11 protein-coding genes are annotated in these 24,127 nt (G+C 60.2%); 10 read left to right on the top strand and 1 reads right to left on the bottom strand.

Going from position 1 to position 24,127, the window contains the following annotated elements; genetic code table 11:
* Window positions 1-177 precede the first annotated feature (177 nt).
* The 8 genes from galA to VFV96_17685 all read left to right on the top strand — a co-directional run bounded on the left by galA (window position 178) and on the right by VFV96_17685 (window position 18,179).
* Window positions 178-3,096, top strand: a complete 2,919-nt coding sequence (gene galA / locus VFV96_17720; GenBank protein ID HEU5072246.1) for a beta-galactosidase GalA — start codon at window positions 178-180, stop codon at window positions 3,094-3,096.
* Window positions 3,097-3,119: 23 nt separating this feature from the next.
* Window positions 3,120-6,341: a cellulase family glycosylhydrolase gene (locus tag VFV96_17715; GenBank protein ID HEU5072245.1), complete on the top strand. Its 3,222-nt coding sequence runs from the start codon at window positions 3,120-3,122 to the stop codon at window positions 6,339-6,341.
* Window positions 6,342-6,368: 27 nt separating this feature from the next.
* Entirely contained in the window at window positions 6,369-8,939 is a 2,571-nt protein-coding gene (locus VFV96_17710) for an alpha-L-fucosidase (protein HEU5072244.1), read from the top strand.
* A 19-nt stretch (window positions 8,940-8,958) separates the two neighbouring features.
* Window positions 8,959-11,841 carry a glycoside hydrolase family 2 TIM barrel-domain containing protein gene (locus tag VFV96_17705; GenBank protein HEU5072243.1) on the top strand — a complete coding sequence of 961 codons (2,883 nt, stop codon included), beginning with the start codon at window positions 8,959-8,961 and terminating at the stop codon, window positions 11,839-11,841.
* Window positions 11,842-12,083: 242 nt separating this feature from the next.
* Window positions 12,084-14,108: a glycoside hydrolase family 97 protein gene (locus VFV96_17700; protein HEU5072242.1), complete on the top strand. Its 2,025-nt coding sequence runs from the start codon at window positions 12,084-12,086 to the stop codon at window positions 14,106-14,108.
* A gap of 4 nt (window positions 14,109-14,112) precedes the next feature.
* Window positions 14,113-16,446, top strand: coding sequence for an alpha-L-fucosidase (locus VFV96_17695; protein ID HEU5072241.1), 2,334 nt, complete (start codon window positions 14,113-14,115; stop codon window positions 16,444-16,446).
* Between the two features lie 35 nt (window positions 16,447-16,481).
* On the top strand, window positions 16,482-17,408 hold the full coding sequence (locus VFV96_17690; GenBank protein HEU5072240.1) for a ThuA domain-containing protein: 927 nt from the start codon (window positions 16,482-16,484) through the stop codon (window positions 17,406-17,408).
* A 21-nt stretch (window positions 17,409-17,429) separates the two neighbouring features.
* Entirely contained in the window at window positions 17,430-18,179 is a 750-nt protein-coding gene (locus VFV96_17685) for a GDSL-type esterase/lipase family protein (protein HEU5072239.1), read from the top strand.
* Window positions 18,180-18,258: 79 nt separating this feature from the next.
* On the opposite strand, the gene VFV96_17680 is transcribed toward VFV96_17685, so the two are convergent.
* Complete coding sequence (locus tag VFV96_17680; GenBank protein HEU5072238.1) at window positions 18,259-19,842, bottom strand: glycoside hydrolase; 1,584 nt, start codon at window positions 19,840-19,842, stop codon at window positions 18,259-18,261.
* A gap of 479 nt (window positions 19,843-20,321) precedes the next feature.
* Here VFV96_17680 and VFV96_17675 point away from each other — a divergent pair, with 479 nt between their 5' ends.
* Complete coding sequence (locus VFV96_17675) at window positions 20,322-23,366, top strand: two-component regulator propeller domain-containing protein (protein HEU5072237.1); 3,045 nt, start codon at window positions 20,322-20,324, stop codon at window positions 23,364-23,366.
* Window positions 23,363-24,076, top strand: a complete 714-nt coding sequence (locus VFV96_17670; protein ID HEU5072236.1) for a response regulator transcription factor — start codon at window positions 23,363-23,365, stop codon at window positions 24,074-24,076. The genes VFV96_17675 and VFV96_17670 overlap by 4 nt, the downstream gene beginning before the upstream one ends.
* Window positions 24,077-24,127: the final 51 nt, after the last annotated feature.

The raw sequence follows: 24,127 nt of genomic DNA, 5'->3' as shown, positions 1-24,127 counted from the left end.
GGTGCTGCGGCTTCGGCCGGCCGGGCACATTGGCATTCCCGACGTGGAGCGGTTCGGTGTCGCGCAATTTCCTGAGGCATTCACCGCGTCCGGCTCGCCTGCCCAGGCGCCTGGCGCCGGTCGAATCGTTAAAACTAGCGACTGGTTGGCCTGGCTTAATTGGGATAGCAATCTCGGATGATTTTCCTGAACTGGGACAGCCGGTCGGCCGTTCGCGCCGGGTGGCCGCGACGATTTCTGCTCAAACCGGCACTGCGCTGCGCCTGCGCCGCCCTCCTGTTGTCCCGGTTCGCCGCGGCTGCCATGCCGCGCGAACATCTCTCCCTCGACGCGGGCTGGAAATTTCATCTCGGCGACGACTGGCCGGATGCGCTTCATCTGGAGAATTCCGGCACGGGCAGCGGGCCGGCTTCGGAAAAGTTCGCCGATACATTCTGGCGCCCGGTCAACGTGCCGCACGATTGGGCGGTGGAACTGCCGTTCGATTGGGCCGCCGATGGCAGTCACGGTTTTCACACGCTCGGCGTGAAGTATCCGACAAACAGTGTCGCCTGGTATCGGCGCACGTTTGAACTGGCGAAGGAGGACGAAGGCAAACGCATCTGGTTGACCTTCGATGGCGTGTTCCGCGACGCGACCGTCTGGGTCAACGGCTGGTGCGTGCGGCATCACGAAGGCGGCTACTATCCATTCCGCGAAGACATCACGGACGTGGTGCATTACGGCGGAAAGAACACGGTCGCCGTGCGTGTGGACGCGACGAAGACCGAAGGCTGGTTTTACGAAGGCGCGGGCATTTACCGGCACGTCTGGCTGGACAAAACCGCGCCGGTGGCGATCGCACCGGAGGGAATTTTCGTGTCGCCGCGATTTGAAAACAACACGCCTCAGGGCAGTCCTCAAATCAAGGTTGAAGTCAATCTGCTGAACGCGCTCACGAATGCGGCGAACGCGACCGTGACCTGCGAAATCATTTCGCCGGAAGGCAAATCGCTGAAGACGTTTTCCGCTCCCGGCGAAGTGGACCGGAAATCTCGCGGCCTCGTGAAGTTGGAATCAGCGCTCTCCTCGCCGGTTCTTTGGTCGCCGGAAGATCCGAAGCTCTACAAACTGATCACGACGGTCTCGGTCGCGGGCCAAGTCGTTGACCGGAAGGAAACCACCTTCGGCGTTCGCACGGTTGGCTTCGATCCGAACCTCGGCTTTTTGCTGAATGGCAAACCCTACCGGATTCAAGGCACGTGCAATCATCAGGATCACGCCGGCGTCGGCGCGGCGATTCCGGACGCGTTGCAGGAATTCCGCGTGAAGAAATTGAAGGAGTTCGGCTGCAACGCCATTCGCACCTCGCACAATCCGCCCACGCCGGAGTTGCTCGATGTGTGCGACCGGCTTGGCATGTTGATCATGGACGAGAGCCGGCTAATGGGCAGCGATTCGCTGAACATGAAAAAGTGGGACGACCAAATCCGCCGCGACCGCAATCATCCGAGCGTCGCCATCTGGTGCATCGCCAATGAGCAGTTCATGGTGCAGGACACGCCGCAGGCCGGAGCTGTCGCGCGCACGATGCAGGATTACGTGAAGCAACTCGATCCGACGCGGCCCGTCACTTATGCGTCGCCCGAAGACGACGTATTTCGCGGCATCAATTCCGTCATCGAAGTGCGCGGCTGGAATTACCACGTCAGCCCGAAAATGGACCGTTATCACGCCGATCATCCGGATCAGCCGAACGTAGGCACAGAGCAGGGGAGCGTCGTCAGCACGCGCGGCATTTACGAGAACGACACCAAACGCGGCTACGTCCAGGCCTATGACATCCGCCGGCAGGGCTGGAGCGATACGGCGGAAAGTTGGTGGACTTATTTCGCCGAGCGTCCGTGGCTTTCCGGCGCCTTCGTCTGGACGGGCTTTGATTATCGCGGCGAGCCGACGCCGTATTGGTGGCCGTGCATCAACTCTCACTTTGGCATTCTCGACACCTGCGGTTTTCCGAAGGACGTCTTCTGGTATTACCAATCGTGGTGGACGACGAATCCCGTGCTGCACCTGCTGCCGCACTGGAACTGGCCGGGCAAGGAGGGCCAGGAAATCCGCGTGGACGCTTACAGCAATTGCAAGCAGGTCGAACTCTTTCTGAACGGCGCGTCGCTCGGCAGGCAGACGATGAAGCCAAACTCGAAGTTGACCTGGCAGGTAAAATACGCGCCGGGAACATTGAGCGCGAAGGGCTATGACTCCGTTGGTAAACTGATCGCTGAAACGAAAGTCGAAACCACCGGCGAGGCGACGCAAATTCAACTCACGCCCGATCGCAAAACCATCAAAGCCGACGGCGAAGACGTGAGCGTGTTCACCGTATCTGCCGTGGACGCGCAGGGCCGAACTGTTCCGCTCGCGCAGAACAAGGTTCATTTCGCCATCGAAGGCGACGGCAGAATCCTCGGGGTCGGCAATGGTGATCCGAGTTGCCACGAGCCGGATGTGTATGTGCCATCTGCGCCGTCGCGGAACGTTTCCGTGAAGAACTGGCGTTGGGAGATTGCCAAAATTCTCCGGAACAAAAGCGCCGCGCCGGAGTTTGCGAGCGACTTCGACGATTCCGCCTGGAAACCCGTCAGCGGCGGCGGGCCGACCATTGAAACGACGGACACGTCGGCGATCTATCGCGCGCACGTCACCGTGACGGAAGACGATCTGAACGGCGCCGGTGTGTTTCTTTGCTTCAGCGGCTGCGATGACGACGGCTGGTATTTCGTGAACGGCCAGTTCGTCGGCGAGTCGCACGACTGGCAGGCGCAGCCGGCGTTCGACGTGAAGAAATTCCTCCACCCCGGCGACAATGTCATTGCCGTGGGCGTGTTCAACGGCTTTGCCCAGGGTGGATTGAATCCCAACGTCAACGTGCAGATTGTCGGCCAAACTGAAATGCCGCCATGGTCGCGCAGCCTGTTCAACGGCCTCGCGCAGGTCATCGTGCAATCCACGCGCGAGGCCGGCGAAATCAAACTGACCGCGATAGCCGATGGATTGAAGTCGGCGATTTTCACCATGAAAACCCAACCCTGCGCCGGGCGGCCATCAGTGCCGTGAGCGTAGTTCCGCCTTAAAAAACCATGAGCCTCTGTCGCAGTATTTTCTTTGGCTTCCTTCTCGCCGTATTGACCGATGATGGTTTGTGCGCGCAAACGCTTACGAATCTCGGCTCGGCTGCGCCCACCCTCGGGATGAACGACATTTACCAGATCTCGACTCAAGGCAACACGACCTGGCCGGACACCATCAATTATTTCACGGACAACAACCCGCCGGTTGGCCAGACGTTCACCACGGGAACGAATGCCATGCGACTGACGTCGGTCGCCATCAAGACGGCGGGGCTTGATTCCGGCGGGAACTACGGCACGCCGGCAAACACGCCGAACTATTACCTGCGCATCTATTCGATCAGCGGCAATACGGCGACCTTTCTGATTGAGTTCAAGACTGCCAACCCCGGTTTCACCGACGGCGCCTGGCTGAAGTGGAGCGGGCTGAACGTGCCGCTGCCGGCGAACAGAACTTATGCGTTTACATTCGGCATCAAGCCGGACAGCGGCGGCTATGCGGCGCTGGCCGTGGCGACAAACGCTTACGCCGGCGGCGAAATCGTCACCATTCCGATCAATGGTGGCGCGGTGTCCAAAGGCAGCAGTCACACGTTCGACGCGGTGTTCGATCTTGGTCTGCAACCCGCGCCGATTAGCATTCCCGCCTCGATGCCCTGGCCGATGCCGACCTACGGATGGAATCTCGGCAACACACTGGAGGCCACGTGGGGTGTGCCGAATCGGAGCGCGGCGGTGTTTTACACGGCCGCCAACGCCGGGTTCAATGCCGTTCGCATTCCGTGTGCGTGGGATTTCAATTCCACCACCAACGTCAGCGGCGGTGTTACCAATTACCCGATCAATCCCGCCTTCATGGCGCAGGTCAAACAGGCCGTTGATTGGGCGCTCGACGCGGGCATGTATGTCGTCATCAATGATCATTGGGACGATGGCTGGCTGGAAAACAACCTCGGCCCGACGGTGGATCCGACGATCAACGCCAAAATGAAATCCTATTGGACGCAGATCGCCACGGCCTTTGCCGGTTACGACAATCATCTGCTCTTTGCCGGGGCGAACGAACCAAACGTCCACAACACGGACGAGATGAAGACCTTGATGTTTTATTACCAAACGTTCGTGAACGCGGTGCGTGGCGTCGGCGGCAACAACACGAATCGCTGGCTGGTGATGCAAAGCGTTTCGGACCCGACGTGGATGAATGCCTTGCCCTCGGACACAGTCACCAACCGCTTGATGGTTGAATATCATAACTACACGCCTTCGCTGTTCACGATCATTCACACCGATCAATCGTGGGGCAACGCGATCTACTTCTGGGGGCCGGCTTACCATTACGCGGGCGACCCTGGCCGCAATGCCACCTGGGGTGAAGAAGGCGATATTGACGCGTTCCATCAGCAGTTGGCTGACTTGTATGTCAGCAAGGGCATTCCGGTCATGATCGGCGAATTCGGAGCGTATTCGTCGTCTCTGACCGGAACGGAAGCGGACTATAACAATGCTTCCACACTCTACTGGAACAAGTATGTCGCGGAATCCGCCCGCGTCCACGGACTGAGTCCGTTTTATTGGAGCACTCCCGGCAACCCGTTCGATTGGACTACGGGGGCGGTCAACGATCAGGCCAGGGTTGCTGCGTTGACTGGCGGAGCCGCGCCGCCGCCTCCCAATGGTGCCCCCTACGCCGCGTCCGATCTCACTGCAACAGGAGGCGTGGGCCAGGTGATTTTGTCCTGGACGGCTGGCAGCGGCGCGACGAGTTACAATCTTTACCGGGCGGGCCAGAGCGGCGGCGAAAGCAAGACCGCGCCGATCATCACTGGCATCACCGGCACGTCCTGCACCAATACGAGCCTCAACAGCGGCACAACCTATTACTATCAAGTCGTCGCGGTCAATGGTTCGGGTTCATCAGGTTTTTCGCCCGAAGCCCACGCGCCGACTGCCGGCGTCAACGACGTGGCGCAATTCAACTTTGAAACCAGTTCACAAGGCTGGACCGGAGGCGTTGGCATGGTTTCAGACATTGCGGCTTCCGCCGCGCAGCACTTTGCGGGCAATCAGTCGCTCGCCGTGAACATGAATGCCTCATCATCCGATGTTGGAACTCCGTCTGTCGGCAATGTGGCGATAGCCGCTGGCGCAACAATTACCTTCCATGTTTGGATTCCGGGCGGCGCCAAGATCGGTGCCGTTCAGCCTTTCGTGCAAGACCGCAACTGGAATTGGATCGGCAACTATATTGGATCTGGAAATCTCACGTTCGGCGAATGGAACACCATTACCGTGACGGTGCCGGCAAACGCACCCACTCCCATGCAGAAGCTGGGTGTTCAATTTTTCACCAGCGCCGCGTGGACGGGCACCTGCTACATTGACTCCATTTCGTATGAGGCTTCCGCGCCCGATTTCGCCCTGACCGCGAATCCCACCAGCCTGACTGTGGATGGCGGAACGAATGGCACGAGCTCCATCACGGTGACTCCCAACGATGGCTTGAACGCCTGCTACACCTTGAGCGTGAGCGATCTTCCCAGCGGTGTGTCCGCCACGTTTACGAACAATCCCAACATCGGTGGCACGAGCCTGCTGACGCTCACGGCTTCGAACAGTGCGGTCTCCGCCACAACAAACGTGATGGTTGTCGCCACCGCCGGATTGATCAGCCACACGCAAACCATCGCTTTCACGGTGAACGCTGTCGCGCCGGTGAACACCGCGCCGACACTGGCTCCGATTGCAGACCAAACGGTGAACGTCGGCCAGACCGTCGCGTTCACCGCCAGCGCAACCGACACTGACTCACCGTCGCAAACGCTGACCTTCGCCCTGCTCGCTGGCGTGACGAATGCAACACTCAATGCCAACAGCGGCGCGTTCACATTCCGTCCGCTCGTCACGCAGGCCGATGCGACCAGCCACTTCATGCTGCAAGTATCCGACAACGGGTCGCCCAGTCTGAGCGCCACGCAAATTTTCGCCGTCGTGGTGAATCCGCTTTCCGCTCCGACCGTCAGCAATGTTTTCGTCGCTGGCGGCCGGTTCAGTCTCAGCGTCAGCGGCCAGAGCGGACCGGATTACGCAGTGGAAACTTCGACCAACCTCACGCAATGGAGCACGGCGCTCGTCACCAACTCGCCTGTGCTGCCGTTTATCTGGACGGACATGAATTCGACCGCGCCACAACGATTCTACCGCGTTAAACTCGGTCCGCCTCTGCCCTGAGAGCGGGGAATGCGGATCACAATTTCTATGACAAATTCATCCATCCAGACTGCCATGGTTTCGGCCCGGCGGCGTGAACGCCGCAGTCCGGCCTGCGATCGGTCGCATCTTGTGCAGGTTTTTTGCCTGACCGTGCTCCTGCTGCTTGCAGCTTCGCCCGGTGCATTGCTGGCGCAGAAAAAGCCGGAACAGGTTTCGTCCGGACGCGCCCGCGCCAACTTCGGCCGCCCCGTCGTGCTTGCGGTGGATGACGTGCGCGCCTTTCCGGATGCGCCCGCTGGTTTCGACAAGCCCCGCACCGGCAAAATCGCAGGTCACACCGAAGTGTTTGAATACGATTCCACCGTCACCGGCGGGAAGCGGAAGGCGGTCGTTTACCTTCCGCCGGACTACTCGGACGGTCGGAAATATCCCGTCCTCTGTCTGTTGCACGGCATTGGCGGCAACGAATGGGAATGGAGCGGCTACGTCCATGCTGATGCGATTGTGGACAATCTCATCACCGACGGGAAGGCGGTGCCGATGATCGTCGTGATGCCGAACGGCCGCGCGCTTTCGGACGACAGCGTGCCGCCACCGGACAAAACCTTCTCGCCGGAAAACGCGGAAGGATTTGCGAAGTTCGAGCGCGATCTGATCGGCTGTTTGATTCCTGCCATGCAGGCGAAATATTCCGCGGCCACGAATCGCGAGCAGCGCGCGATTGCCGGGCTTTCAATGGGCGGCGGCCAGTCGCTCAATTTCGGGCTGGGTCACCTCGACAAGTTCGCGTGGGTCGGCGGATTTTCCTCCGCACCGAACACCAAACCGCCCGTCGAACTCGTGCCCGATCCGGCCGCGGCGCGGAGGCAGTTGAAGCTGCTTTACCTTTCCTGCGGCAACAAGGACGGCCTCATCAACATTTCCCAACGCGTCCACGTCTATCTGAAACAGCATGACGTGCCGCATGTCTGGAACGTGGATGACCAACCCCACGACCGTGGGACGTGGGCGAACAATCTCTACCATTTCGCGCAACGCATTTTCCAGGCACCGGCGGAAGCCGATTCGCTGCAACTGCCGCCCATCGCTGCCGGACCGTTCAAGCCGGACTGGAATTCGCTGACGAATTACCAGACACCCGAATGGTTTCGTGACGCGAAGTTCGGCATCTGGGCGCATTGGGGACCGCAATGTCAGCCCGAGCACGGCGACTGGTATGCGCGCGGCATGTATCAGGAGGGCGGCTGGCAATACAATTTGCACCTCAAGGAATACGGCCACCCGTCGACCAACGGCTTCAAGGATGTGATCCACGTCTGGAAGGCGGAGCACTTCGACCCCGACAAGCTGCTGAAGTTCTACAAGGAAAATGGCGCGAAGTATTTCATGGCGCTGGCCAGCCACCACGACAACTTCGACAATTTCAATTCCAAGTATCAGCCCTGGAATTCCGTCGCCATCGGGCCGCACAAGGATTTGATCGGCGGTTGGGCAAAGGCGGCCCGCAAGATCGGCCTGCGCTTCGGTGTGAGTGTTCACGCGTCGCGCGCGTGGTCGTGGTATGAAGTTGCCCAGGGTGCGGACAAGAGGGGCCCGCTGGCCGGCGTGCCTTACGACGGCAAACTGACGAAGGCCGACGGCAAGGGCCAATGGTGGGAAGGCCTCGATCCGCAGGATCTGTATGCGCAAAGTCACGCGCCGGGCAGCACGTTGCAATGGGAATGGGATGGCATGAAGGGCAGCAGCATTCCTGACGCCGCCTACATGGAGAAATTCTTCAAGCGCACGCAGCAGCTGTGGGACGATTATCATCCGGATCAGATTTATTTCGACGACACTGTGCTGCCGTTTCATGGCGTCACCGATGAAATCGGCCTGAAGCTCGCCGCGCATTTTTACAACACACGCCTCGACAAACACGGCCGCACCGAAGCCGTGATGAACGGCAAATGGTTGAACGAATTGCAGCGCCGCGCGCTGGTGTATGACCTTGAGCGCGGGCGGGCAAACGGCATTTTGCCGCAGCCGTGGCAGACCGACACCTGCATCGGCTCGTGGCATTACGACCGCGGAATTTACGAACGGAAAGGCTACACGCCCGCCGCGTCGGTCGTGCGGATGCTCGCCGACATCGTCAGCAAGAACGGCAATCTGATGCTGAGCGTGCCGTTGCGCCGCGACGGCCAGCCCGACGAACAGGAAATTGAAATCGTCAAACAAATCGGCGCGTGGTTGAAGGTGAACGGCGAGGCCATCTACGCGACCCGCCCCTGGAAAGTATACGGGGAAGGCCCTTCCACCGAGGTCGCCGAGAAGGGCACGTTCGATGGCCAGAAAGACGTGTCCGACAAACCGTTCACGGCGGAAGACATCCGTTTCACGCAGTCGAAAGACGGAAAATCACTTTACGCCATTGTGCTGGAAATTCCGAAAGACGGGAAGGTCACCGTCAAATCGCTGGCAACAAAAGCAGAAAGCTGGCCGGGCAGGGTCCGCAGCGTCCGGTTGCTCGGCGGCGGGAAGCTCAAGTTCACGCACGACGCAAGCGGGCTGCACGTCTCGCTGCCGGAGAAGTTTGACGGCAAGATCGCTCTGGCACTCAGGATTTGTTCCTGATTTCTTGTTCGTCATGAGCATGATGGCCAAGCGTGTCGTTACATGCGTTTTTGCGGCAGTGCTGGCCGGATGGTGCTGCGGCGTTTGGGCGGCGCCCGCCGGCAATGGTCGAGATTGCTCCTTCGATTCCGGCTGGCGTTTCCTGCGCGCGGATGCGCCGGGCGCAGAAGCGGTGACGTTCGACGACTCCACGTGGCGTGTGCTCGACGTGCCGCATGACTGGAGCATTGAGGATTTGCCGCCGGGCGAATCCTCGGTTGCGGAGCTGTCAGTTGTGCCTGGCAAATGGCAATTTCATAAAGGCGACGACGCTGCGTGGAAGGGGCGCGAGTTAGACGACGGCTCCTGGCAGCCGGTCGCTCTGCCGGACAATTGGGAGCATCATTCGAATTATACCAACGACAATGTCTATGGCTGGTTTCGCCGGCGCATCGGAATTCCCGCCGAGTGCAAAGGCAAGGATTTCGACCTGTTGCTTGGCTGTGTTGATGATGTGGACGAGACGTTCCTGAACGGCGAACGCATCGGCGGCACGGGATCGTTCCCGCCCGACTACCGCACGGCTTGGGATACTCAGCGGCGTTATCGCGTTCCCGCTGCGCTTGTGCGCGGGGATGGCTCGGATGTGCTCGCCGTGCGTGTGTTTGATGGCAGCGGCAACGGCGGTATCAATGAAGCCGGCGCGGAATCCATCCGCGTCGGTCCGTTCGACACCGCCAAAAGCAAAGGCGGCGCGTCCACCGGGCACGTGGTCGGTGGCACGGGTTGGTATCGGAAGCACTTCACACTGTCACCGGCGAACAAGGGCAAGCGGGTGGTCGTGCGCTTGGACGGCGTTTACATGAATGCCGATTTCTGGATCAATGGTCAGCACCTCGGCAATCATCCTTACGGCTACACAAGCTTCGAATTCGACCTGACGCCGTATCTGAAACCGGCGGGGGTGGAAAACCTCATCGCCGTCCGCGTCCGCAATGAAGGCAAGAACAGCCGCTGGTATTCCGGTTCGGGTATCTACCGTCACACATGGTTGACCGTCACTGATCCGATTCATGTGCCGACCTGGGGCGTATTTGTGACGACGCCAGAGGTTTCGAAAGACAAGGCGGTCGTGAAGATCGCGACGGAAGTTTGCAATGACGGAGGCGCTGACGCCGATGTGGTCGTCCGCACGCGCGTGTTGAATGCCAAAGGCAAAGTGGTTCAAACGAGCGAGAGCAAATTGCATCTGCCCGCAAATGGAACCAATACCATGGAGCAGCCGATGCAAGTCCGCTCGCCGCAGCTGTGGTCGCCGGATTCGCCGGAATTGTATTCGGCGGAAATCGAAATCGCGGCAGACGGCAAGACGCTCGACAAGACTTCGACGCATTTCGGCATCCGCAAAATCGAAGTGGACGCCGAGCACGGGTTCCGGCTCAACGGCCAGATGCTCAAACTCAAGGGCGGTTGCCTGCACCACGACAACGGCCCGCTCGGATCGGCGACAATTGATCGCGCCGAGGAGCGCCGCGTCGAGCTGATGAAGGCGAATGGCTTCAACGCCATTCGCACCAGCCACAATCCGCCGTCTCCGGCATTTCTCGATGCGTGCGACCGGCTGGGAATTCTCGTGATAGACGAGGCGTTCGACGGCTGGAACGAAGCCAAGAATCCACAGGACTATCACCTCCATTTCAAGGATTGGGCAGAGCGCGACATTGCGGCGATGGTCCGCCGCGACCGTAATCATCCCTGCGTCGTGGTGTGGTCCATCGGCAACGAAATCCCCGAACAGTTCCGCGCCGAGGCGACGCAGAAGCTGCTGCGTAAAGCTGTCCTCTCACACGACCCAACGCGGCCGATCACGCAGGCGATCTGCTCGGATTGGGGCAACGTGAGCCGGAATTGGAATCAGCTTTCCGATGTGGCATTCACACATCTCGACATTGGCGGCTATAATTATCTCCCGGACAAATACGAATCTGATCATGCGCGAAATCCAAAGCGCGTGATGTTTGCCAGCGAATCGTATCCGAAGGACCTGTTCGACTACTGGACACTCGTGGAAAAGCATCCTTACATCATCGGCGACTTCGTTTGGACGGCGATGGATTACTTCGGCGAATCGGGGATCGGCCATACCTGGTTAAGCAACGAGAAGGACAGCTTCCTCAAACCGTGGCCGTGGTATAATGCGTGGTGCGGCGACATTGACGTGTGTGGGTTCAAGAAGCCGCAATCCTACTCTCGCGACGTGGTCTGGCGTCGCAGTCCGATCGAGATGGCCGTTCACACGCCCGTTCCCGAAGGGATTCACGAGAACGTCAGCGGCTGGGGCTGGCCGGACGAGACGCGCAGTTGGAACTGGCCGGGCCACGAAGGAAAGCCCTTGCAGGTCAATGTCTATTCCCGGTGCGACACGGTTCGCCTCGAACTGAACGGCAAAGTCATTGGTGAGAAACCGGTCTCCGCCGCGACGAAACTCACGGCGAAGTTCAATGTGCCTTACCAGCCGGGTGAGTTGTGCGCCATCGGGTTGGTTAATGGGAAAGAAGTCGCGAAGACCACGCTGAAAACCGCCGGCGAACCGCATAGAATCCGGCTCACTGCCGACCGTTCGGTCATCCGCGCGGATCGCAATGACCTTTCGTATGTAACGGTTGAAGTCGTGGACGCAAAGGGCAACCGTGTTCCGAACGCGACGATTCCCATCCGTTTCACCATCAGCGGAGCAGGGGAACTTGCGGCCACGGGCAGCGGCGCGCCGAACGATGCATCCAGCTTCCGCTTGCCGCTGCGCAAGACTTACGAAGGGCGCTGCATTGCGATCCTGCGTCCCAATGGCGGCGCGGAAAAAATCCAACTCAAGGCCGAAGCCGATGGCCTGAAGCCGGCGACAGTTATTCTGAAGACACGCTGACGGGAGTTTTAGAAATGGCCATGAATGACATCCAATTGTTGAGCCTCGCGCAACAGAGCGACACGCAACCTATGCAATCGGAACGCGGCGTTCACGCCGCTTCGACTCCCGGTGTTTCCACGGGCGGGGAGAGACTTTTCCCAATCTCGATTCGCGCTTTGAACTTCGGAGTCAAAGCGCGGCTGTGTCGCCGGCCAGCCGCAGCTGGTTCGAGTCTGCTGCGGCTGGCTAGAAGCATAGCCGTGCTCGGTGATCCTATCACGCAAGCCGCGCGAATCTTCCTGGGCGTGATTCTTGGCGTGGCCGCCGCATCATTTCACGGCGCGGCCGCCGAACGCCAGGCCGTCTCCCCCGACGGCGAACTGAAGGTGATTGTCTCCGACGCTGGCGGGTTGAATTACCGCGTTGAGGCGAATGGCAAAACAATCGTCACAAACTCGCCCCTTGGCCTGGAATTTCAGGATGGCACGAAACTTGGCCCGGCGGCCGTCATTCGGAAGGGCGCGAAAGCCCGGCACAACGGCGAATGGAAAAATCCTTTTGGCAACCGCCGCATGGTTCCCGACCACTGGCGTGAACTGCGGCTGAGGTTGGAGGAGCGCGGCACGCCGGACCGCACGTTTGGTTTGATTGTGCGCGCTTATGACAACGGCGTGGCGTTTCGTTACGATCTGCCGGAAAGTTCCGGCCTGGGGCAGTTCGTTCTGACGAATGAATTGACGGAGTTTCGCTTTGCGGATGATTACCGTTGCTGGGTGGGCGGGGAATCGGAATGCGCGGAGAATGAATATCCCGAAACGAAGTTGAGCGCCATTCCCAGCGGTCAGCCGGGCCGTCCGTATCGCAGTGTCCTGCCGTTGGCGCTCGAAACACCCGCCGGCTATTTCGCCATCGCGGAATCCGATGTGCTCGATTGGGCGGGCATGTCACTGGCCGGCACGGGAACGCCCGCCGTAAAAGCCGTGCTCGACAGCCGTTCGGATGGCAAAGGATTGGTGATGTCATCCGCTCCGCGCGTCAGCCCGTGGCGCGTGTTGATGTTTGGCCGGACGGCTGAAGAGTTGGCCGGTTCGGACCTGATCGCCACGCTGGCAACGCCCTGCCGGTTGCCAGACATCTCATGGATCAAGCCCGGCGCGTGCGCGTGGGATGCTTGGTGGACGGGGGTCAATCCCTACGATGCCAACCCCGCGCACCGCAAAGTGGAGGCGCGTGGCACGACGCCGTCGCACAAGGAATACATTGATTTCGCAGCCGAGATGGGCTGGCCGTATCAGTTGATGGATTGGTATTGGTATGAAGGAATGACGAGTTACATGAAATCGCTTCACTCGCCGCCCAACCCGCAGCACGGAGATTTCCGGAAGCCCGTTCCGGAAGTGAACATTCCCGAACTGATGGCGTATGCGAAGTCGAAGAACGTCCGGCTGCTCATCTGGGCGCACTCGCTCGACATCGAGACGTTTGGGGTGGAAGCGGCGCTGAAGTATCTTGCGGAACAAGGATTCGCCGGAGTTAAAATTGATTTCCTCAACAGCCAGTCGCAGGAGACCGTCCAATGGTGCGAGAAAGTTCTCGCGACCGCCGCGAAGTATCATTTGTTGATAGACTTCCACGGCACATACAAACCCACGGGACTGGCGCGCACCTATCCGAACTTCATCACGCAGGAGGGCGTGCTCGGCAACGAATACAACAAGTTTGGCAGGGGCGTCGTCACGCCGCAGCACACCATCAATCTGGCGTTCACCCGCGCGTTGCTCGGGCCGATGGATTTCACGCCGGGCGGTTTTCTCAATCGCGCGCCGAAGGATTTCAAAATCACCTCGCCGACGCAGGTCATGGGCACGCGCGCACGGCAGCTTGCAATGACGGTGATTTATCCGAGCCCGCTGCTGGTGTTGTGTGACAGCCCGAAAAACTATCGCGACCAGCCGGGGATTGAATTTCTGCGCGGAATGCCAACGGTTTGGGATGAAACCGTGGTGCTGAAGGCCGAGGTGGGCAAATTCACCGTCATTGCCCGTCGTTCGGGTGAATGCTGGTATCTCGCCGCGATGAACGGCGATGCCGCCGCCTCGCTGAACGTGCCGTTGAAGTTTTTGCTCGGAAAAAAATGGACGCTGCGCAGTTTTGCGGACGATCCAAAGTTTTCTGATTATCAGGCGGTGGTGGAATCCACCTCCAGGGTGGATTCCAAAGGTGTGTTGACGCTTTCACTCGCTCCCGGCGGCGGGTTCGTCGGAATTCTCAGCAAGGGCCAGTGAATTTATGATGCCCAAGAGAATGAGGCGGAGCTTTTTGGCACTGGGCTGCTCGCTCATGAGCCTCGGCGTCGTAGCGGAGCCAATCCCGTATTCGACGATGCAGGTGATCGCTGAAGGCGATTCGCCCGACGTCATCGCTGACAAGGCGGCGCATGTTCTGCCGCGTCCGAATCAAACGGAATGGATGCGGCTGGAGCGGACGTTCTTTCTCCATTTCGGCGTGAACACGTTCAACGAAGTCGAATGGGGCACGGGCCGCGAAGACGCGTCCATTTTTAATCCGACCGCGCTGGACGCGAACCAGTGGCTGGATGCCGTGACGAATTTTGGCGGCAAGATGATCGTGCTCGTTTGCAAACATCACGATGGCTTTTGCTATTGGCCGTCGCGATACACGGATCATTCGGTGGCGGCGAGTCCGTGGCGCGACGGCAAGGGCGACGAAGTGCGCGAAGTGGCGGATGCCGCGCGCACACGCGGTGTGAAGCTGGCGGTTTACCTTTCGCCGGCCGACCTGTATCAGCTTCGGACAAATCCGAAAAATCCGGCCGGCTACTACGGCAACGGCAGCAGCAACGTGCCCTCGGTCATCCCCACCGATCCGGCGAGCTTCAAGAGCAATCCATCGAAGGGCCGCGCGCCGACGCCGGGCTTCACGAATTACACTTACGTCGTGGACGACTACAATCGTTACTTCCTGAATCAGCTTTATGAGTTGCTGACGGAATACGGGCCGATCGGCGAGGTGTGGTTCGACGGCGCAAATCCCGACCCGAGCGTTCACGAGACTTACGATTACAACGCGTGGTATGACTTGATCCGGCATCTGCAACCGAACGCCGTGATCATGGGCAAAGGACCGGACGTGCGCTGGGTGGGCAATGAAAGCGGGGTTGGGCGCGCCACGGAATGGAGCGTGATTCCGTTGCCGGCTGCGCCCGAGAACTTCACCTGGCCGGATTGGACCGGCGGCGATCTCGGCGGTCGCGCGAAGCTCAAGCCCGGTTCGCATCTCTGGTGGTATCCGGCGGAAGTGAACGCCACCATGCTTCAGAACAACGCGTGGTTCTGGGCGCGCAACAAACAGCCGCGCACGGTGACGCAACTGGTGGACATCTTCTACACCTCCGTCGGGCGCAATGGAAATCTCCTCCTGAACCTGTCGCCCGATAAACGCGGACTCGTGCCAGATAATCAACTGGATGCGTTAAGCAAAGCGGCGCAGATCATTAATGAAACCTTAGCCACCGATCTGGCGAAGGACGGCAAGGTCACGGCGGAAAGTTTCAACGCCGCGAACCGGCCGTCGCTCGTTTTGGATGGCAATCTCGACACCTGGTGGGAAGCCGCGCCGGGCAACACCAACGGCACGGTGACGCTCACGTTGCCGAAGCCGGTGACGTTCGACGTCGTCTCATTGCAGGAAGCGGTGGACGATCGCGGGCAGCGGATTGAATCGTTTATCATCGAAACCCGCGACGGTTCCGGCTGGACTGCGCCCGAACACGTTTCGTCCGATCAACTCACCACCGTCGGCCATCGGCGGCTCATCCGCTTGAAAACGCCGGTTACGACTGATCAAGTGCGCGTCCGCATCACCGGCGCGCGCCTCGAACCGACGCTCGCCGAAATCGGCTTCTTCAAGCAATCTGTCAACACGCTGCCGCCGACGATTTCCGACCGCAGCGCCAATGGCGAGGTGAGCCTCAGTAATCTGGCGGGTCACAAAATGGTTTACACTGTGGACGGCAGCGTGCCGACGATTCACTCGACGGTTTACGCCGCGCCCATCGCGCTGCCTCAAGACCGCCGCGTAACGGTGCGCGTCGCGAGTTTGCTGTCCGACGGCAAACTCGGCATCGCTGGTTCACGCGTCTTCGCCGGCTTGATGTCGATTGGCTGGAAAGTGGTGAGCGTGGACAGCGAGGAGACCGTCGGGGCGGACAACTCCGCCGCCCACGCCATTGACGGCGACTCTTCCACGTTCTGGCACACCCGCTGGAACGCCGACCAGCATCAGCCGCACACGATCACCGTGGACATGGGCAAAACAAATCGCATCGCCGGCTTCACGTATTTGCCGCGTCAGGATGGGGTGCTCAATGGCGTGGTGGAAAAATATCGTTTTGAAACGAGCGTTGACGGCGCGATTTGGACGACGGCCATCGCCGACGGTTCGTTCGCTAACATTCAGAACAACCCGTCGCTTCAGGAAGTAAGCTTTGCGCCAGTCAGCGCCCGTTATTTCCGCTTCACCAGCCTGCGCGCCATCTGGAACAGCGGCTGGACCTGCGCGGCGGAAATTTCAGTGCTTCCGGCTGCTGGAAGTGCCGATTAACGGCCTCAAACGAGGCGCATGTTTAGAATGAGATCATGAAACTGTTTCCGCTCCATCCGATGCGTGCCGGCTTTTGGCTGTGGGTGCTGGCAGGTTCGCTGTTGGTTTTCTTCACGACGATGGCTGCCAAGCGGCCCGCCAAAATCAAGCTGCTCATCATCGAGGGCGCGAGCAATCACGATTGGCAGCATCGGCTCGCGTTGGTGCGGGAGATTCTGGCGCACGATGGATCGTTCGCGGTGACTGTTTCAATCACGCCTTCCGCTCCGGATGATCCGGCGTGGGCGACGTGGCGGCCGGACTTTTCCAAGTATGACGTCGTGTTGTCCGGCTACAACAACCTGGGCGGGAAGCCACAGTGGCCGAAGGAAGTTCAGCGGGCTTTTGAAAATTGCGTTCATGGCGGTGGCGGCTTTTACGTTTATCACGAGGCGAACAACTCCTTTGCCGAATGGCCAGAATATAACCGGATGATCGGGCTGGGCTGGCGCAAGAAGGGTTTCGGCTCGGCCATCATCGTGCGGCCGGATGAATCGCTGCACATCATACCACCGGGCGAAGGCAGCGACACCGGGCACGGCAACCGGTCGGATGTCGTCGTGCATCAGCTTGGGGAGCATCCCATTCATGCGGGTTTGCCTCGCGCGTGGAAAGCCGCGGATATTGAGGTGTATTGCTACGCGCGCGGTCCGGCGACGAATCTGACCGTGCTCGCGTATGCAGCTGACGCGAAGACGCACTTGCAGTTTCCCATTGAGTGGACGGTGCAATACGGCGCGGGCCGGGTGTTCGTCTCCACCTACGGGCACGTCTGGGCCGATCAGAAAGATCCGAAGGGCATGAGGTGCGCGGCCTTTCAGACGATCATGGTGCGCGCCTTGAAATGGCTGGCCAAGCGACCGGTGGAAAACATTGCGCCGGCGGATTTTCCCACGGCGGACGCCATTTCGCTACGGCAATAATCGAGAGCATCTGAAATTCAAATGAACATTTTCAACACATCCGTTGCGGTCGCCGTGCTGGCTTTGACGGGCTGCGCTTCCGATCTCAAAATTCGTGAAGGACTGGTCACCACCACGCCGCTGACGCAGAACCGGGATCATGCCATTTATGAATGGCCCAGCCGTCATGCCGCCGTGCTTGAATTCAATCGCACGCACAAACCCGAGATTGTGATCATTGGCGATTCGATCATCCACTATTGGGGCGGCGAACCGGCGGCGCCCAAGGCGTGGGCTCCCGACGTTTGGAATCGCACCTTCGCCAACTGGTCCGTGGAAAATCTCGGGTTTGGATGGGATCGCACCGAGAATGTTCTCTGGCGGATTGAGCACGGCGAACTGAATGGCATCTCGCCCAAGTTAATCATCATCAAAATCGGCACGAACAACACCGGCCTCAACAGCGCCGAGGATATTGCTGCCGGTATCGAAGCCATATGTGAGGGCGCGCATGAAGCGCAGCCGCGCGCGAAAATTCTTCTGTTGGGCATCTTGCCACGGCGTGATGAAGTTCCGCCGCGTCCCGTGATGACGGACCGGGTGAATCAAATTCTCCAGACCAAGCTGGGTAAAGTCTCCTGGATTTGTTACCGGGATTTCGGCCCCTCGTTTCGGAATCCGGACGGAAGCGTGAACGCCGCGCTGTTCGCCGATGGCGTGCATCCGAATCACGATGGCTATCAAAAGCTTGGCGGTCTGATTCGCGAGCGGGTTGTTTGCATGTTGAGGTGAGCTTGTCCTTGCCGGGGTGAAACGCCCGGAGCCCGGGCTGTTGGAAGCCCGTTTGCATTCTCGTAAGCTCGACACCACTTCACCGCTGCGGCTTAAGCGTGATAAACACGACGTCGTTTTCGCGGATGTCAAATTGGTCGGTGAACTTTCCATCGCGGCCAATCTTCACGGTGCGGGTTTCCAATGGGGCGCCACTGTTCCTTGCCTTGATTTCGGCGACTTGCGCCCTGGTGAGTTGATTGGGCGCGCCGAGGTCGCGGTAGGTGGCATAGGCATCGTTGACGCGATAGCCGACCTTGTAAACTTCCATCGTGTATTTGCCTTTGCGCAGATGCGACAGGTTGAGTGCGACTTTGCCTTTCGGCTGCGCGGGCAGATCGCGTTTGTAAAAGACCTGATTGATCATGTTCGTGCCCGGGAAAGTGTTGGTGAAATCCCAGACCAACGCCTGCACGCCGCCGTCTTTGTCAGTGCAAATCCAGGAGGAACGGTCGTTGCTCTTGAGTTCTGTCGGGCCGAGGCGGTTCAGGAATTGATACGTGTAATACGCCGATTTCTTGATGTCCTGATAATTCATCAACCCGAAACCGCCGTGGAACGCTTCCCAACGCGGGCCGGGCTCTTCAAAGATGTCCGTGAAGGTCCAGTAGGACATGGAATTGGGCGCATCGCCGCAGTTCCTGAGCTTGTCAATGATGTAGGCCGCGCTGTGGTAGCTGTCGTGGAACGGATCGGCGGGCGTGTAGGAACTGCTCCATTCGGTGAAGTGCAGTTCCAGATTTGGAAAGGCGGAATCGTTGATCAGCTGACGCACCCACTTGACCTCGCCGACGATGGAGTTTGGATTTTTGGACAAGGCCGTGCCGTGCGTGGCAGTCTCATCGAGATAACCGCTTTCCACGCCGTAGGTGTGCGTGGAGACGAAATCCACCGGCGACTGGTTGGTCTCGCAGAATTTCAGAAACTCCTTGATCCAGCCGCAGCCCGCCGTGGCCGGGCCGCCGACCTTGTAGTCGGGAGAAACGCTTTTGATGGCGCGGGCCGTCGTGGCGTAGAGACCGAAATATTGCTGTTGCGTGCCCGCCCAGAAGCCATCGAGGTTCGGCTCGTTCCAGACCTCGAAATACCACGTCTTTACCTCGTCGTGGCCGTAACGTTCCTGCACATGCAGCGTGAAGGCGCGGATGAAGTCCTCCCACTTCTTCATGTCTTTGGGCGGGGTCACATTGCCCTTCCACCAGAAAATCGTCTTGGAACCGCTGGCCAGTCCCTGCGGCATGAAGCCCAGTTCCACGAACGGCTTCATGCCGATGCCGTGCAGAAAGTCGAACAACTCGTCAATGTATTGCCAGTTGTATTCCGGCTTGCCGTTGTAATCCCGGTAAACCCCCATGTCATCGGTGAACAATCCGTGCATGCGGATGTATTCGAAGCCGCACTCGCGGTGCGCGATTGTCAGTTGGCGCTGCCAGTCGGCGCGCAGGCCTTCATTCGCGCGGCCGGCGCCGACACAACGTTTGAACATGGTGTTGAGCGGACCATTGGTTCGTTGCAAATCGGCGGTGATGAGCCGCACGGGGGCGTTGTTGCCGGCTGGCGACGATTCAACGGCGGTGAGCCAGACCGCAAGCGTGAGGACGAACCGGCACAGATTTGATTTCATTTTCAATTTTGCATTTACGGATTGTTCCAAACTGCACGATAAAAGCCGGGCGGCATTTGTTGCGGGCGCGCAGATTTCGGATGCGTCGCAGACCGCCTGGTTGGTGACGACCGGGCGAGTCGATTGTCAGACGAATGGTGGGGTTGGCGCGCGGGAATGGTTGGTTGTCGTGTTGCAGCAGCCGGACGCATTGTTGCGATGAAGGAGCAGCATACCGGATTGGCTGTTCACTGTCATATCGTGTGAATTCACGATGCGCGGAGCGTGGGCGGCCGACATTAATGAAGCCGGCCCGCAAATCTTGCGACGCTTGTGTTGGTCGCCGTCAAGACGGCCGGGTTTTTGGTTGGCGGACCGTATCCGCGCGTCACTGACTGGCACGGCGAGAGAGGCAATTTCCACGCGGACGAAGTCGCGCGCAACTGGAACGGGACGCCGATTCCGGCAGTCTTGCGTCCGTCAAACCCGGTGGGCAGACTGTGGCTGTGGTTCCCTGTCGTTCCAGCCTGAATCCGTTCCGCGGCCCGGCTCCGCTGTGGCGACGGGTTGGAGCCGTTTTCGGCTTTCTCCTTCCCGTCATCAACCTGTTGGCGACGCCGCCAAACTTCATTGTCCGCTCATGGTATGCCGAGGATGGTCTGCCACAAAACGCCGTCACGGCCGTGGTCCAGACGCGCGACGGGTATCTGTGGATCGGCACCTACACGGGGCTGGTGCGGTTCGATGGCGTGCGTTTTGTGGTGTTCAACGACAACAACACGCCGGCGCTGAAGAACAACCGCATCACGAGCCTGTTCGCGGAGGCGAACGGCACGTTGTGGATCGGGCACGAGACCGGCGACGTGACGCGGTTCCGCGCGGGCCGGTTCGAGCCGGTGCCGGTGACGGCGGATTGGGGGCGCGGCAAAATCATCGGGCTGAATGCGGACGATGCGGGCGATGTCTGGCTGGTGAACGCGGCGGGACTGGTGGCGCGGTTGCGGGGCGGCAAGGTGCTGACGCCGCCGTCGGGTGGCGCCACGGCCGTGGTGGAAATGGCGAGTGACCGGCGGGGCAAACTGTGGCTGGCGCGCAACGGCAAGGTTTCGGTCCTGGCCTCGGGCCTGATCCAGCCGCTGGATTTTCCCGACGAAACCACGAACAGCTATGTGCAGGGCATTTGCGCCAGTCGCGACGGCGGCCTGTGGGTGGTCAGCGAGGGGCGCATCCGGAAATGGGATGGGCAGCACTGGACCCGGGATTTGGGCGCGGCGCCCTGGGGCTTCAACCCGCTGGTCTCCTTTTTGGAATCAAAGGACGGCCTGCTCGCCGCGGGGACGGCCACCGACGGTTTGTTTCTGATTTCCCCGAATGATGGGGCGCTGCACTTCAGCCGGACCAACGGGCTCTCACACGATTGGGTCCGCTGCCTCTGCGAGGATCGCGAGGGGAATCTCTGGGCGGGAACCGGGACGGGGCTGAACATGTTGCGGCCGGGAAACGCCGTTTCCCTTTCGCCGCCCGACGGGTGGCAGGGCCGGGCCGTTCTGTCCGTGACCGCCGCGCGCGATGGCAGCGTATGGGTCGGAACCGAAGGCGCGGGGGTTTATCACCTGAACTCGGGGGCGTGGACGCGTTTTGGTTATGACAGCGCGGGCCCAAACAACCCGTTCGTGTGGTCCGTCGTTGAAGACGCGGACGGCGCCATCTGGGCGGGCACCTGGGGCGGCGGATTATACGTGAAGCGGGGCGATGCCTTTCAACGGGTGGAACCGTTCCGCGAAATCAGCACGCCCATTCCGGCGCTGTTGCCAGCCGCGGGGGGCGGATTGTGGATCGGCTCGGGCGCCGGGCTGGCGCGTTGCCAATCCGACCGCCTCGAATGGTTTGGCCGCGGGCCGGGTCACGAACTCTCCGACGTTCATTCCGTGCAGGAAGCTGCGGATGGCACGGTTTGGTTCGGCATGTATGGCGGCGGTCTGGGGCGGCTGCGGGATGGGCAACTGCGGCAGTTTAAAAAGGCGGACGGCCTCGCGAGCGATTTTGTGCAATGTCTGCACCTCGATCCGGACGGCACGCTCTGGATCGGAACCTCCGGCGGCGGATTGAATCGGCTGAAGGATGGCCGGTTCGCGACCGTGGGCGTCGAGCAGGGCTTGCCAAACAATGTGATCTGCCACATTGAGGACGACCGCGACGGCAACTTCTGGATGAGTTCCTATGGCGGCATTTTCCGCGTCGGGAAGATCGAGCTAAACGCCTGTGCGGACGGGGAAATTTCGGAGCTGCACTGCCTGGCCTATGGGAAGGGGGATGGCCTGCCAACGCTGGAATGCTCGGGCGGTTTGCAGCCGGCGGGCTGCCGCACTGCGGATGGACGGCTGTGGTTTCCAACCAGCAAAGGGCTCGTGGTCCTCGATCCCGCCAGCGTCAGAACCAACCGGCTGGAGCCGCCGGTGGTCATCGAGGAATTCCGCGTGGACGGCCGCGTGGCCACGAAGGGTGGCGCCGGGCGCCTGCTGGTTCCGCCCGGGCACCAGCGGTTTGACTTTCAATACACCGCCTTGAGCTTTGTTTCCCCTGAGCGCGTGCGCTTCCGTTGCTGGCTCGAGGGGCTGGAGGAAAAAGGGGCCGAAGTTGGCGTGCGGCGGTCGGTGAACTACAATTTTGTTCCGCCCGGCGACTACGTCTTTCACGTGACGGCCTGCAACAACGACGGGGTTTGGAACGAACCGGGGACGCAGCTCGCGTTCACGGTGCTGCCGCATTTCTGGCAGACGCTGTGGTTTCGCTCACTGGCGGGCCTGACGGTGGTGCTGGCGGCCAGCGGCGCAGTCTGGTTTGATACCCGTCGCCGGATGCGGCGCAAGCTTGAACGGCTCGAACGCCAGCGCGCGCTCGAACGCGAGCGGGCCCGCATCGCGCGGGACATTCACGATGATCTCGGCGCGAGTCTCACACGCATCACCATGTTGAGCCAGTTGTCACCCAGCCGGCCGGACCCGGCCCGGGCGGTGGCGAGCCTGGGACAGATTCTCGGCATTGCGCGCGAATTGACCCGGGCCATGGACGAAATCGTGTGGGCGGTGAACCCGCGGCACGACACGCTGGAGAGCCTGGCGAATTACCTCGGCAAGTTTGCGCAGGATTATTTGCGTGGGGCGCAGGTGCGGTGCCGGCTCGATGTGCCGATGCGCCCGCCCGCCTGGGCGCTCACCTCCGAGGTGCGGCACAACCTGTTTCTGGCCGTCAAGGAAGCCCTGAACAACATCCTCAAACACGCGGCGGCGACGGAGGTGCACATCGCGTTGAGCCTTGGAAGCGACCAGTTCACGTGGGAGATTGAAGATGATGGGCAGGGGTTCAATCCGTCCGCCCTCCACGCAGCGTCCGGCGCGGAGCCGGGCCGTTATGCCGCGGGCAACGGCATTGCGAACATGCGCCGGCGGATGACCGAGGTCGGCGGTGACTGTGAAGTCGAAAGCGCGCCGGGCCGGGGAACCAAGGTGCGGTTCACGGTGCGTCTGCAGTCGCCGCCATCATGAGAACTAACGACTATCGCGATACAATGAGCCGAGTTAAAAGAAAGGACGAAGTGAACATCAGGGTGTCCATCGTTGAAGACGACACGCCGGCGCGCGAAATCATGCTGGAGTGGATCGATTCAGAACCGGGCTTTGAATGCGTCGGCGCGCACGCGAGCGTGGAGGAGGCATTGGCCAAACTGCCGGAGGAAAAACCCGCGGTTGCGTTGATGGACATCAATCTCCCCGGTCTGAGCGGCATCGAGGGGGTGCGCCGGCTCAAGTTGCAACTGCCCGCGACGCAGTTCGTGATGCTGACGGTCTATGAGGATTCGGACCACATTTTCAGTGCGTTGATGGCGGGCGCGAGCGGTTATCTCCTGAAGAACACCTTGCGCGAGGACTTGTTCTCCGCGTTGCGCGATGTTCATGCCGGCGGCTCGCCCATGACGAGCAACATCGCGCGCAAGGTCGTTGTGGCGTTCCAGCAGATGGGCACGCAGAAGTCTGAGACGGATGATCTTTCACCGCGCGAGCGGGAAGTTTTGGAACTGCTGGCGCGCGGTTATCTCTACAAGGAAATCGCCGACGCGCTGCGCCTGAGCGTGCCGACGGTCAACACGCACACCCGCCACATCTACGAGAAGTTGCACGTCCGTTCGCGGGCGCAGGCGGTGGCGAAGTTTGCGCAGTTTCCGGGCGTGGGAAACGTGGGCGGCGGGAAAAAGTAACTGGCCGCATTGGTTACGTGGGTTTCATGAGGGACGAGTGCAGCCGGTGCG

The sequence above is a fragment of the Verrucomicrobiia bacterium genome, assembly GCA_035765895.1.
GTDB lineage: Bacteria > Verrucomicrobiota > Verrucomicrobiia > Limisphaerales > DSYF01 > DSYF01.
The sequence above is the reverse complement of the archived record's forward strand: the minus strand, read 5'-3'. Positions and strand labels throughout refer to the sequence as shown.

Coding starts and splice junctions, on each gene's coding strand:
- VFV96_17690 (HEU5072240.1), top strand. CDS start 16,482: ATGAAACTGTTTCCGCTCCATCCGATGCGTGCCGGCTTTTGGCTGTGG.
- VFV96_17710 (HEU5072244.1), top strand. CDS start 6,369: ATGACAAATTCATCCATCCAGACTGCCATGGTTTCGGCCCGGCGGCGT.
- VFV96_17685 (HEU5072239.1), top strand. CDS start 17,430: ATGAACATTTTCAACACATCCGTTGCGGTCGCCGTGCTGGCTTTGACG.
- VFV96_17695 (HEU5072241.1), top strand. CDS start 14,113: ATGATGCCCAAGAGAATGAGGCGGAGCTTTTTGGCACTGGGCTGCTCG.
- VFV96_17670 (HEU5072236.1), top strand. CDS start 23,363: ATGAGAACTAACGACTATCGCGATACAATGAGCCGAGTTAAAAGAAAG.
- galA (HEU5072246.1), top strand. CDS start 178: ATGATTTTCCTGAACTGGGACAGCCGGTCGGCCGTTCGCGCCGGGTGG.
- VFV96_17680 (HEU5072238.1), bottom strand. CDS start 19,842: ATGAAATCAAATCTGTGCCGGTTCGTCCTCACGCTTGCGGTCTGGCTC.
- VFV96_17715 (HEU5072245.1), top strand. CDS start 3,120: ATGAGCCTCTGTCGCAGTATTTTCTTTGGCTTCCTTCTCGCCGTATTG.
- VFV96_17705 (HEU5072243.1), top strand. CDS start 8,959: ATGATGGCCAAGCGTGTCGTTACATGCGTTTTTGCGGCAGTGCTGGCC.